8 protein-coding genes and 3 pseudogenes are annotated in these 12,488 nt (G+C 65.3%); 4 read left to right on the forward strand and 7 right to left on the reverse strand.

Annotated features, from left to right (window positions below; all coding sequences use genetic code 11):
- Positions 1 to 35: 35 nt before the first annotated feature.
- Positions 36 to 605, reverse strand: a complete 570-nt coding sequence (locus PQI07_RS37640) for a recombinase family protein (RefSeq protein WP_043075164.1) — start codon at positions 603 to 605, stop codon at positions 36 to 38.
- A gap of 143 nt (positions 606 to 748) precedes the next feature.
- On the opposite strand from PQI07_RS37640, the gene PQI07_RS37645 reads away from it, so the two are divergent.
- Positions 749 to 3,706: a Tn3 family transposase gene (locus PQI07_RS37645; RefSeq protein ID WP_053622085.1), complete on the forward strand. Its 2,958-nt coding sequence runs from the start codon at positions 749 to 751 to the stop codon at positions 3,704 to 3,706.
- 245 nt (positions 3,707 to 3,951) lie between these two features.
- On the opposite strand, the pseudogene PQI07_RS38080 reads toward PQI07_RS37645, so the two are convergent.
- The 3 genes and pseudogenes from PQI07_RS38080 to PQI07_RS37655 all read right to left on the reverse strand — a co-directional run.
- Positions 3,952 to 4,404: pseudogene (locus PQI07_RS38080) on the reverse strand (SMODS domain-containing nucleotidyltransferase); the annotation flags it as partial.
- Between the two features lie 6 nt (positions 4,405 to 4,410).
- Complete coding sequence (locus PQI07_RS37650; RefSeq protein WP_274929405.1) at positions 4,411 to 5,874, reverse strand: SMODS domain-containing nucleotidyltransferase; 1,464 nt, start codon at positions 5,872 to 5,874, stop codon at positions 4,411 to 4,413.
- A 2-nt stretch (positions 5,875 to 5,876) separates the two neighbouring features.
- Positions 5,877 to 6,611: a hypothetical protein gene (locus tag PQI07_RS37655; protein WP_274929406.1), complete on the reverse strand. Its 735-nt coding sequence runs from the start codon at positions 6,609 to 6,611 to the stop codon at positions 5,877 to 5,879.
- A 242-nt stretch (positions 6,612 to 6,853) separates the two neighbouring features.
- Between PQI07_RS37655 and PQI07_RS37660 the strand changes: the two are divergent.
- Positions 6,854 to 7,564: pseudogene (locus PQI07_RS37660) on the forward strand (IS1380 family transposase); the annotation flags it as partial.
- Positions 7,565 to 7,733: 169 nt separating this feature from the next.
- Here the strand turns inward: PQI07_RS37660 and PQI07_RS37665 are convergent.
- From PQI07_RS37665 to PQI07_RS37675, 3 genes are read right to left on the reverse strand one after another with little or no spacing between them, the layout of a single operon-like run.
- Positions 7,734 to 8,705: an ExeA family protein gene (locus tag PQI07_RS37665; protein ID WP_127993251.1), complete on the reverse strand. Its 972-nt coding sequence runs from the start codon at positions 8,703 to 8,705 to the stop codon at positions 7,734 to 7,736.
- Positions 8,705 to 10,351, reverse strand: a complete 1,647-nt coding sequence (locus tag PQI07_RS37670) for a DDE-type integrase/transposase/recombinase (protein WP_164891434.1) — start codon at positions 10,349 to 10,351, stop codon at positions 8,705 to 8,707. The genes PQI07_RS37665 and PQI07_RS37670 overlap by 1 nt, the downstream gene beginning before the upstream one ends.
- A 17-nt stretch (positions 10,352 to 10,368) precedes the next feature.
- Positions 10,369 to 11,046 (reverse strand): recombinase family protein, encoded by a 678-nt coding sequence (locus PQI07_RS37675; RefSeq protein WP_053609013.1) that lies wholly within the window; start codon positions 11,044 to 11,046, stop codon positions 10,369 to 10,371.
- Between the two features lie 207 nt (positions 11,047 to 11,253).
- Between PQI07_RS37675 and PQI07_RS37680 the strand changes: the two genes are divergently transcribed.
- Together PQI07_RS37680 and PQI07_RS37685 are read left to right on the forward strand one after the other, a co-directional pair.
- Positions 11,254 to 11,505, forward strand: coding sequence for a hypothetical protein (locus PQI07_RS37680; RefSeq protein ID WP_053609012.1), 252 nt, complete (start codon positions 11,254 to 11,256; stop codon positions 11,503 to 11,505).
- A 193-nt stretch (positions 11,506 to 11,698) separates the two neighbouring features.
- Positions 11,699 to 12,337, forward strand: a pseudogene (locus PQI07_RS37685) (transposase); the annotation flags it as partial.
- Between the last annotated feature and the right edge of the window lie 151 nt (positions 12,338 to 12,488).

Here is a 12,488-nt window from a genome sequence, read left to right on the forward strand (position 1 = left end):
CGGTTGCCGCCTCGGAAGAGCTGCGAGGGTGGCGGCTACACCGCTCGTGTGATCCCGGCGAGGGCCATTTCGCGATAGACGGTGGCGCGGCCGAGCCCGACCTGGCGCCCCGCTTCCGTAGGCGATAGCCCGGCTTGGACGAGTTTCAGGGCGGCCACGACCTTGTCCGGATCGACCGGTTGCCGGCCCGGACGCTTGCCTTTGGCACGGGCCGCCGCGATCCCGTCCTTGGTGCGCTCGGCGATCAGCCGCCGCTCGAAGTGGGCGATCGCACCGAAGACGTGGAAGACCAGTTCGCCGGCGGCCGAGCCGGTGTCGATCTTCTCCTCCAGGCTCACGAGCGCAATGCCGCGTTCCTTGAGCAGGTTTACGCTCGACAACAGCTCGGCGAGAGAGCGCCCGAGTCGGTCGAGGCGAACCACCGCCAGGGTGTCGCCGCGACGCGCGTAGGCGAGGAGTTCGGTCAGGCCGGGCCGGTCCATGCTCTTGCCCGACCGCACGTCGGTGAAGACGCAGATGGCGCCCGCCCGCTCGAGCCGCAGCGTCTGCCCCGCGACGTCCTGGTCTCCGGTCGACACCCGTGCGTAACCCAGCACGTCGCCCATGATCTCGTCCCGCAAACGTCCGTTCTCGGGACGCCCGCCGAGCCGATCCGGCGCAGGCTTCGTTCCCGTCCACTTAATGCGTCCCGTTAAGCATCCGTGTCCACAATGATCCCCTGCCTTCTCTGGACGGTGGGAGGATCGGGATGGCACGTCGGAGCCTGCTGACGGATGCCGAGCGCGAGCGGCTGTTCGGCGTGCCGACGGGTCGCGACGAACTTGTCCGGCGCTACACCCTAGACCTAACCGACCTGGCGCTCGTCTCGGGGCATCGAGGCGACGCGAACCGGCTCGGCTTCGCGCTACAGCTCGCGCTCCTGCGCGACCCCGGCTTCGGTCTCTCTGTCGCTACCGGCGCTCCCGAGGCGCTCGTCGTCTTCCTCGCCGAGCAACTCGGGATCGAGCCGAGCGCCTTTGCCGCTTACGCAGCCCGAGTCGCGACCGCGACCGAGCACGCTCGCGAGCTCGAGCGCGCCCTGGGCCTGCGCCCGGCGACGCGGGTGGATCTGCCGCTGATGATCGAGTCCGCCGCGGCTGCGGCGTGGCCGACAGACAAGGGAGGGCCGATCGCTGAAGGAATCATCCACGCGTTGCGCGACGTCCGCATCGTCCTGCCGACACCCGACACGATCGAACGCGCCGGGCTGGCCGGACGCGCTCGTGCGAGGAAGCGCGCCGCCGACGCTTTGCTCGCCGGCCTCTCGCACGAGCAGATCACAAGGCTCGATGCAATGCTGGCCGTGGATCCTGCGACCGGCCGCACGCTGCTTGCCTGGACGAGGGACCTGCCGGTCGCGCCCAAGCCTGACCACGTTCGCGAACTTGTGGACCGGCTGGCGATGGTGCGCGCGGTCGGTCTCGACCCCACCCTCACCAACCGGATCCACCCCGACCGGCTGCGCGCACTCGTGCGGGAGGGACAACTGTCGTCGCCCCACGCGATCGAACGCTACACGCCGCACCGACGCCGCGCCATCCTGGTCGCGGCGCTGCTCGACCTGGAGAGGCGATTGACCGACGCCGTGCTCGGCATGGCCGATCGGCTGATCGGTGCCAGCTTCACACGGGGGAAGAATGCCCGCGAGCGCACCTACACGGCGACCTCGCGTGACGTTGGCCGGCTCATGCGCCTGCTCCACGGCACGATCGAAGCGGTCGAGGCCGCGGTGCGCGACGGCGGCGACGCGCTCAGCGCGATCGACGGGGCGGTCGGGCTGGACCGGCTTATCCACGCTAAGCCTGACGCGGCTGCGATCGCTGACCTCGCGGAGGAGGATCCGCTGGTGCGCGCCGCCGACCGGCATGGCACCCTCAGGAAGTTCGCGCCGCTCCTTCTAGAGGCGATCGACTTCAGGGCGAGCCGGAGCACGGACCCCACGATTGCTGCTCTCGCCACCCTGCGTCAGCTTAACCGCTCCGGAAAACGCGACGTGCCCCGCGACGCGCCGATGCCGTTCAAGAAGGATTGGCGCAGGCTCGTCGCCGGTGCTGACGGCAAGGTCGACCGCAGGCTCTACGAGACTGCGGTGTTCGCCCACCTGCGTAACAAGTGGCGCTCGGGCGACGTCTGGGTGGAGCGCTCGGGCGAGTATCGTCGCTTCGACAGCTATCTCCTTCCTGCGGCCGAAGCTGCGCCCATCGTCACCGATCTCGACTTGCCGGCGAGCGGCGACGCGTGGCTGTCGGAGCGGGGCCGTGAACTCGACTGGCGCCTCCAGCGCTTCGCAGGCCGCCTGACCCGAGGCCAAGTCGAGGGCGTGTCCATGAAGAACGGCCGGCTGTCTATCGCGCCGGTGCGTTCCGCGACCCCGCCGGACGCGGCGGCGCTGGCCGAGCGCATCGACGCACTGATGCCGCGCGTGCGCGTCACCGACCTTCTTCACGAGGTGGCGCGCGAGACCGGCTTCCTCTCCGCCTTCACCAATCTGCGCACGCACCGGCCGGTCGACAACGAGGCCGCACTCCTGGCCGTGATCCTCGCCGACGCCACCAATCTCGGCCTGTCTCGCATGGCCGAGGCGAGCCAGGGCGTGACCCGCGACCAGCTTCTCTGGACCCGCGAAGCCTATATCCGCGATGAGACATACCGGGCCGCGCTCGCGCGCATCATCGACGCGCACCACGCGCTGCCGATCGCCTGTGTGTGGGGGGATGGCACCACCTCGGCGTCCGACGGTCAGTTCTTCCGGTCGGGCAAGCGCGGCGACGCCGCCGGCGAGGTCAACGCCCGCTACGGTGTCGATCCAGGCTTTGCCTTCTACACCCACACCTCTGATCAGCACGATCCCTTCCATGCGACCGTGATCTCGGCCACCGAGCACGAGGCGCCCTTCGTCCTCGACGGGCTTCTCCATCACGGCAGCGGCCTGAGCATCGCCGAGCACTACACCGATACTGGCGGCAGCACCGACCACGTCCACGCCCTGTGCGCGCTGCTGGGTTTCCGCTTTTGCCCCCGCCTGCGCGACTTCCCCGACCGCCGGCTCGCCTCGATCGAGCCCGCCGCACGATACCCGGCGCTGAAGCCCATCATGGGAAAGAGGGTGCGCGTCGAACTCATTCGCGAGCACTGGGGGGACATCATCCGCCTCGTAGCCTCGCTGAAGGCCGGCGTCGTCGCGCCCTCCGCGATGCTGAAGAAGCTTGCCGCCTACGAACGGCAGAACCAGCTCGACCTCGCGCTCGCCGAGATGGGCCGCATCTGCCGTACGTTGTTCATGCTCGACTGGCTCGAGGCGCCCGCGCTGCGCCGACGCTGCCATGCGGGACTGAACAAGTCCGAGCAGCGCCACGTTCTGGCCGGTGCCATCTGCACCTACAAACAGGGACGCATCGCCGACCGCTCGCGCGAGGCGCAGGAGTATCGCGCTTCGGGGCTCAACCTCGTCATCGCCGCCATCGTATATTGGAACTCGACCTACATGGCCGACGCGGTGGCGCACTTGCGTACGACGGTCGAGCCCGCGCCCGACGACCTGCTGAGCCACACCTCGCCCGTCGGGTGGGAGCACATCGCGCTCTCCGGAGACTTCCTCTGGGACCACGTCGCCATGCCGAGGGGCCGGCGGCCGCTCAACCTGCCGCGCCAACGTCGCGTTGCATGACGTTCACGCAGCGTTCTTCCTTGGCGTAACTGGGCGAACAACCAACGCGACGTCCTCTGGTACGACGACATTTCGTCGAACACGCGAAAAAGATAATCCTTCGAATTTCCTATTCCAAAGTAACTTAGCCCAACAATCCATTTTTCCAGGCTGAAACTCTCATAAACGCCGGTACGGGCATTCCAGTATTTCACCAAACGGATCGTCGGCTTAATCTTATAAAGTTCCGACCCGTTCTTAGCCTCCAACGTTTTGCTGAACTCGGTTGGGTTCGTGTACTGCCAGCTCGTTGCGCCGTCAGGGATCTGATAGGTCTCAGAATACCAATGTAGGGCCGGTACAAGGTCGAACTTAATGTGGTTTAGTTCAAGGACGATCGTCGGGCTGGACTGCTTTATCTCAGATCGAGAATAGTAGTACTCGACGAAGCGGCGCAGACGGTCCAAGTAGGTCTGAGGTTTGTAGCCACCCTCATTCCAAACGATCATGTAGTCAATGTCTGAGTTGGCGTTCATTGATCGTGGGAGGATCGTACCGCGTGTTGAGGATCCAAAACGAAAGTGCTCGCGCAGGTCTTCTGCAAACCAGCTATCTAATCGCGATCGTATGGTTTGAATTGACTTATCGATCGAGGCTTTCTCATCTGCAGAAAGAACCGCTTCACTGGCGCGCTTCTCGATATAGCTCTGTACCGACATCTGATTTTACTCGATCACAACGCGGAACGGAGCGCTTTGGCCAACCAGCTCATCGGTCCTCCGACGGACAACGAAGGCCTCTACCTGATGTACGCCACGGTACTGTAAGTGTTCCCAGCGTCCATTGCCTTCGTGCGGATCGTTAAATTCCCCACGCAGCTGGCCAGCATCCGCGGCAGCCTGATCGGTGTTCGTGACGCGCCAATAAACCGTGAAGTCGCTCGTCGGATAAACGACGCCGGTGTTGGTATGGGCAGTGAAATACAACCATCCGCCCGCCCGCAGGACCTGCATCGATTGCACCGCGCCTTGATCACCGACGCCTTTTGATCGGTAAAGCTTGGCCCGCACCTGCACGGACAGGTTTTGCGCAGTGGCGCGCCGCCACGTCGGCTGGCGCATGTGCGGCAGGAAATCGAACTCACGGGGCAACGCGCTGCTGCCGTAGGCCTTCACAAGGGTGACAAGGTCACGGACTGCCCCGCTCGCCGTGAGCGCAGCAATGCTCACCCCTTCTGTCAAGGCATCGAAAGCAGCCTTACTGACCGACCTCGCTTCCTCGATCACCACATCGGCGGCAAATTCATCGCCGAAGACACGCCGCCATTTGGCAATGCTGGCGTTGCGTCCTGTCTCATCATACGCCTCGTCAATCCACCCGCGGTAGCGGTTGATGACGGTACGGAAGTTTGCGTATTGGGTGTCGGTCCACCCGCCTGCAAAATCTTCGCTTGTCAGGTAGGGGTTCGTGACAGCAGGCTTGGTTGCGTTCTGCTGCAGCCAATCATCAAGCCGGCCAAATACGGTTTTAAGCGCTGTCGGGGTGTCTGAAAATTCATCGCCGTACTGGTCGAGGATGTTGATGCGATAACCAAGCAGCGTAGTGAGCAGAACAGATGGGCACGTGAACGTCGTCTTGATATCGCGCAGATATTTGATGAGGCGCGTTACCTTACGGAAGCTGTTGCTGCCGGAGTACGAATTCTGCGTGATGAGCCAATTGGTGTATTGGCGCGGCTCGGTGCGCTCAAAAGCGTTGCTGTCCCGGTTGCATACTTCGAGACGCTGAAAGCCCCCGCGATTGATGATAACAGGCGCGATGTCGATCTTTTTGTCGGTGGCATAGGTGATCGTCACACAGTGTGACCACCGGCGCACCATCGATTTGTAGGTGCCGTTGGCATAGAAGACGTTATAAAGCTCGTTGATGTACCTTGCTGCATCCCATCCTTCTACAGGATGGACGAAGACAAGCAGGTCAGCATCGAATTCGCCTTTGTCGACGGGCTTGATGATGGTCTTATGCGCCCATGAGCCTTGCGGCATCCAGCTGTCAATTTCGGGGCCCCAGGTCGACTTATTTACGAAGTCCTCGATTGAGCCGGTGCTATCCTCCAGACCTTTAACCCGGGTCGAGTTGAGGTTGACGGTGTCCTTGAGAAAAGCATCAAACACGCTGACAAGTTTCATGGTCACGGCACCGGAGTTGCAGCTGCCACGCGAGCCGCGTTGCGATTACGCTGGTAGTCGTTCCACTTGTCGGTGAGATCTTTTTCCATAAACCTGTACGCGAAAGGCACGCTCTCCGGTGCGCCTTCAACAGCAGAGCTATAGTCGGTGAGTGCCAGCAGGATATCCGCTTCAGGATAGCCGCTGCTGCTCGCCGTCATCAGACGTGTCCGCACCTCTTCGATGCTCCGTGCTGCATCTTTATGGGCAATGTAGGCGCCGATAACATCGGATGACATGGCGAAGACAAAGACGGCCAGCATGATCCGGATGACGATTAGTGATGCATCTTTCCCAATAAAGGGAACGCTTAAGGCAATCCCAGCTGCAACGACCGCGAAGATCAGCAGAATAAACAGCATCGCACGCGCGCTGGCCCGCTGCAGCGGCGCGCTATAGAACGCGCTCTCCTCGATCATCTCAGCCAGCCGTGCAGGACCAGGAGGTTGCTGCGTGGCGTAGTAGTCAGCCTTTTCAAAGCCGCGGGCAGTTGCCGCTGAGACCTTCATGCGATCTTGAAGGCTAAGGACTGTCGCAGCGGAAAACGGCTGGGTGAGTCCACCTGCCAACAGGGCAGCACGCCTGGCTGTATGTGCGGCACTACGCTCGGAGAGATAGATCGTATTGACGACCACCCAAGCGACAAGGAGCGCCGCACCGATGATACCTAGGATGTAGCTGCCCGTGTTGTCGGTCACGACGACCGAAATCGCCGCAGGAACGGCAATCAGCAGCTGAATAACAAACTGCCAAATCCGCAGCTTAGCGGATTTGGCGTAGGCCGCTCGTAGATATCCTACGAGATTGGCAGCGGTTAACCCGTCTTATTCATCACGACGGTGGATCTGGGGTGGCGAGCGTAGCGTAAGGCATTGATGTAGCTTAGGGATTGGGTGCTGACGCCAAGCCTTCAACGCGCACCGAGCCTGCCACGCCCGCCATGTCCGATCCTACGTGTCTGCCGTTCGCGTTTCCATCCGTGCGAGGCAAGAAGCTCACAGCTGCCTTCGACGGCGGGCGCCTGACCTCGGACGGCGGCGTCCTGTTGCTCGCCCAGGCCGCCCAGCGATTGGGCATTGCCGAGAAGCTCGCGACCGTGATCACGGATCGACGCGATCCGAGCCGGGTCGTGCACCCGCTGCCCGAGATCCTGCTGGCCCGCATCCTGGCGATTGCCTGCGGGTATGAGGATGCCGACGACCTCGACCATCTGCGCGCCGACCCCGCCTTCAAGCTCGCCTGCGGACGCCTGCCCGAGAGCGGCGCGGACCTGATGAGCCAGCCCACCGTCTCGCGGATGGAGAACACCCCCGGCCTGCGCGACCTGATCCGGCTCGGGCGAGTGCTGGTCGACGTGTACTGCGCCAGCTACGTCGTACCGCCCGCCGCGGTCACCCTGGACATCGACGACACCTGCGACGTGGTGCACGGCCAGCAGCAGCTGTCGCTGTTCAACGCCCACCACGACGCGCGCTGCTTTCTGCCGATCCACGTCTACGATACCGCCACCAGCCGTCCCGTCGCGATGATCCTGCGGTCGGGTAAGACACCCTCGGGTCGCGAGGTCCGGGGCCATCTGCGCCGGCTCGTCCGGGCGATCCGCCGTCACTGGCCGACGACCGCGATTACCATCCGCGGCGACGGCCACTACGTGTAGCGGCGCGCAATCGAACTGTGGCGGAGGCGCAATCGAGGGCGTTTTCCGGCGCACGATCGGTGAGACTGGAGACGGTCTCCGACGCACATTCCGTGAGACTGGGCGCACGATCGGTGAGACCGACGCGAGATCATCCGAGCCGACGCACGCTGCGTGAGACGGATCAGGTCGGCAGGCCGGCGGCCCGCATCTCGTCCAGGAGTTCGGCGGCCCGGGCCGCTTCGAGTTCGCCGCGGAGGAGCCGTCGGACCTCGCCGGGCTTGGCGTCGAACTGCTCGGCCAGACTGCGAAGGTCGTAGCCGTTCCGCGTCAGCCGGGGCTCCAACTCGTCGAGCTGGCGCGATAGCACAGCATCGATCATGTCGGCATCGACCGGCTTGGCCCCGATCTCGAAGGCGGCTTCGAAGGCGCGCACGAGATGCTGCCCGATCTGGAGCGGCGTCTTCAGCTTGGCGGCGAGCAAGGTGGCGGCGCCGTCGGTCAGTACGTCGGCCTGCGCGATGCCATCCTGGAGCGAGGCCTTCATCACCCAGTCGATATAGTCGCGTTGCCGATCACGCAGCCCTCCGAACTCGAACACCGTCGTGCGGTCGCCGATTTCCTCCATCTTGGGACGCCGCAGGTCGTTCTTCAGCTTGGGATGGCCGATCAGCACGATCGAGAGCTGCCCTCCGCCCTCCGCCACCAGCTCGATGAGGCGCTTGAGCGCCGTCAGCGTCTTGGGGTGGAGGTCGTGCGCGTCGTCGATGAAGAGCGCCACGGGCTTCCTGGCGCGCCGGAACAGCTCCTGCAGGTCTCGCTCGCGGCGTTCCGACTGGCTGGAGATCGTCACCGTCTTTTCCGGCGACAGGTCATAGAACAAGGCAGCCAGCAGGAGCGGCACGGTGATCTTGGCCTTGTCGACCGACAGCGAGCGCGACACGATCACCCGGCCTTCTCGCTCGAGGTCGGCACGCAGGCGGCGCGACAGCAGTGTCTTGCCCGAGCCGATGACGGCCGTGACAGCGATCAGGCGACCACCCGCGATGGCGGCGCGGATATCGCGGGCGACCTGGGTATGGTGCTCTGTCTCGAAGAAGCCGACGTCGGTCGGCGGTCGCAACAGGTCGTAGAAGCGCATCACTTCGGTGAGCATCAGCCGACGCCTCCCCTCTGCCCGGGCGGGAAGCGCTCTCGGACGGCGGCCAGGACCTCGGGACGGGCCAAGGTCCGCGCCAGCAAGGCGTCGATGAAGGCGCGATCCTCAGCCGGGAGGGTGGCGAGGGGCAGCCTGATGGCCTCGGCGATGGCGCGCCGGGCGACGAGCAGATTGGCGAAGCTCAGCTGTCCGAATGGGTCGGGATCGCGGAAGGGACGCACCGGGACGGACAGAGGCGGTCGCGCCTCGGCCATGACGACGTCGGCCTCGCCCGACAGCGCCGCACGCGGCAGCGCGAGCCGGCGCGCCAGGTCCTCGACCCGCTCGGCCTTGACCTCACGCCTGGATTTGCGGTGCTTGCGATAGCGATGCAGCGGGATCGGGCCTCCGACCGGAAGAAAGGGGCCGGACCGCCGATCCTCGCATTCCACCCAGAGTTCCTGGTCGAAGAGGCCCCACCACACCACGACCGTCTCGCCGGCGAACTCGGGATCGATCTCGTAGGTCACGCCGGCGATCGTCATCCGGCAGTCGAGCGCCACGACCCGTCGTTCCGGTTCCCGGGCAAAGGCGCAGAACCGATCCCAGCCGCACATCTCCCGCAGACCGTCGTCGGGCAGGTGCGCCAGCCAGTCCTCGATACGGCTGTGCGGTTCGATGCGATGATCGCCACGGTTGTAGCTGTCGATGAAGCGCGCCAGCCACCGATTGGCCTCCGCCTCCGTCTCGGGCCGGTGGAAGTGGTACAGGGTCTCGTGGGCCTCCTTCACGGTGCGGAAGGGCCGCTCGACCTTGCCCTTGGAGCGTGCCGTGGTGCGCCGACCATCCGACCCGGCCGGCCTGTGCGTCGTCACCGCGACACCCAAGCTCTCCATCACGCGTCCGAACACAGCCGACTTCGCGACCGGGCCGTTGTCGAGGTAGAGAGCCGCCGGAATGCCGCCGAACGGGCTCCCGTTCTCGTCGGTCTCCTTGCGGGCCATGGCGTTGAACAGGAAGCGCAGCGCGCTCTCGACGTCCTCGCCGTAGACGCACCGATATTCCTGGTAGGCGACGCCGGAGCGGTCGTCGACGACGCTGAACAGCATCAGCATGGGCGCGCCCGAGCGGTCATGATCGAGCCAGGGCGGAACTTCGATCTGCTTGAGATCCGAGGGGCTCATGTCGAAGTGCCAGAGCGCGTTGGCTTGCGCGGCCTGGAAGCGGACGGCGGGCGGCTCGCGGACCATGCGGGCATGATCGTAGCCGAGACGCCGCAGGTGTCGGTTGAGGGTGGATGCGGTCAGGCGGCCTGGTGCCAGCTTCATGAAGCCATCGGGCGTGTCGACCCCGTGCTCGACAAGCAGGCCGAGGATACGCACCGTCGACAGGTGGCGGCCCTTGCGGTTCGTGGTGCGGACCTTCATGGCCGCGACGATCTCGCACCAGCGTTCGATCTCGGAGGCCGACATCGACCTCGGCCGCCCCTGGTCGGCGCGGTGAGCGGCATGGGGGCGACGTCCGCCACGCAGCAGGCGGTACAAGGTCGCCCGGCTGACGGCATAAAGCGCGGCGGTCGACCGGATCAGGGTGGTCCGTTCCGGATGACGGGCGGGGAGTGCGGCAAGCCGCTGCCGGAGGGTCACCAGGGCCTCGGTCGGCACGGCGCCCCCGGCCGGCATCACGCCAGACCGGTCTGGCTGGATGGTGAAGGTGCGCTCGGCTTCGCACCCTTGCGGATCGTGGCCGCGCCGTCCAGCAGCACCTGCCCGGCCGCCTTGGGTGTGCCGTCGCCGTTCACATAGGCGTAGAGTGTCGTGGTGGTGACGCCGAGGCGTTTGGCGACGTCCGCCGCGACAGCCTTCGGGTCGGCCATGGCGGCCATGGCCATGGTCAGCGTTGCATGGTCCATCTTGCGTGGCCGCCCGCCCATGCGCCCACGGGCCCGGGCCGCGGCGAGCCCCGCCGTCGTGCGCTCGGTGATGAGCGCCCGCTCGAACTCGGCGAAGGCCGCGAAGATGCCGAAGGCGAGACGGCCGTTGGCGGTGGTGGTGTCGATCTGCGCTCCGGCCCCGGCCAGAACCTTGAGGCCGACGCCACGAAGGCGGAGGTCCTCGGCCGTGGTGACGAGATGCCGAAGGTCGCGGCCAAGACGATCGAGCTTCCACAACACCAGGGTGTTACCCGGCTGAAGGGCTTTCAGGCAGGCCAGCAAGCCGGGGCGGGCATCATGCCGGCCGGAGGCGAGATCCTGGTAGATGCGTTCATCGGCGACGCCGGCGGCGAGAAGCGCGTCGCGTTGCGGAGCGAGCGTCTGGCTGCCGTCGCTCTTCGAGACCCGGACGTAGCCGATCAGCATGAGCTCCCCGAGGCCGCCAGGAAAGATACTGTCCATCCTGCAATCTCGCGCTCATTTCCGCAACGAGTTTTCTGACGCTCCCCGAGCTTTGTTCAGCGGCACCCGAGCCTCACAAGAAAACCGGCCGTTTTCCTTGTCGTCGTGGTGCGTGAGGCGCTACGGCCAGGGGCCGGATGAACGGCGCCTGGTCCGGAAAAGAGATCGCCCATGTTCGCCATTCTCCGACAAGCCGGCGGCCGGCGGTATGAGGTGGACTTCGAAGACGATCCCGTCCTGCTCGATGTCGCCATGAGCGCGACCACGATCCAGATCACGATGACCGCAACCGAGGATCGCGATCCCGAGAAGAACCGCTTCGTGACCGTCACGGTCCCACGTGAGGCGTTGATCGCCGCCCTGGCGGCTGCCGGCAGCACGGCCAAGTCAGGCAACAGGAAGGGACCTACACGCGTCGGATAACAGGCTCATCTTGCCTGCCGACCTGATCCGTCTCACGCAGCGTGCGTCGGCTCGGATGATCTCGCGTCGGTCTCACCGATCGTGCGCCCAGTCTCACGGAATGTGCGTCGGAGACCGTCTCCAGTCTCACCGATCGTGCGCCGGAAAACGCCCTCGATTGCGCCTCCGCCACAGTTCGATTGCGCGCCGCTACAACTACGGGCGGCCCGAAGCGATGGACTGGTGCGAGGACAACAGCGTCAGCTACGTCTTCGGCTTGACCGGCACAAAGGCGCTCGCGGCCAAGGTCGAGCCGACCGCCGACCACATCCGGGTGGTGCGGGCCCTCGGCGACAAGGATGCGGTGCGCGGCTTTGCCGAGACCACCCACGCCGCCAAGTCCTGGCGGCAGCAGCGCCGCGTCGCCGCCCGCATCGAGGCGACCCGCCTCGGCCTCGACATCCGCTTCGTGGTCACGAACATCGCCACCGGTACGCCGGAATGGCTCTACGCCGAACTCTACTGCGCCCGCGGCCAGGCCGAGAACCTGATCAAGCTGCACAAGGGCCAGCTCGCTTCCGACCGCACCTCCTGCCGGCACCCGGCCGCCAACCAGATGCGACTCGTCCTGCACACCGCGGCCTACTGGCTGATGCTCACCGTGCGAGACGCCATCCCGGCGGCCCATCGCCTCGCCAGGGCCGAGTTCGCGACGATCCGCCTCCGGCTGCTCAAGCTCGGCGCTCGGATCCGCGAGACCGCTGCCCGCGTCCGCCTCGCCTTCGCCGCGGCGTGTCCGGAAGCCGACCTGCTACGCCACCTTGCGACCGCGCTCGTCCCAGCCCCCGCTTGAACGGCGGGGCCGAGACGCCCCGACGAACCCGCTCCTATCCCTCAAGCACCGACGCAACGTTCCGAATCCATACGCGTCACAGTGGACGCGCGATCCCGCGCGCCATCAGCCCAAAACACGGCGTCAGCCAAGCCCCGGTGAATAAGACGGG

The organism is Methylobacterium sp. 092160098-2, assembly GCF_028920805.1.
In the GTDB taxonomy this organism is placed as follows: Bacteria; Pseudomonadota; Alphaproteobacteria; order Rhizobiales; family Beijerinckiaceae; genus Methylobacterium; species Methylobacterium fujisawaense.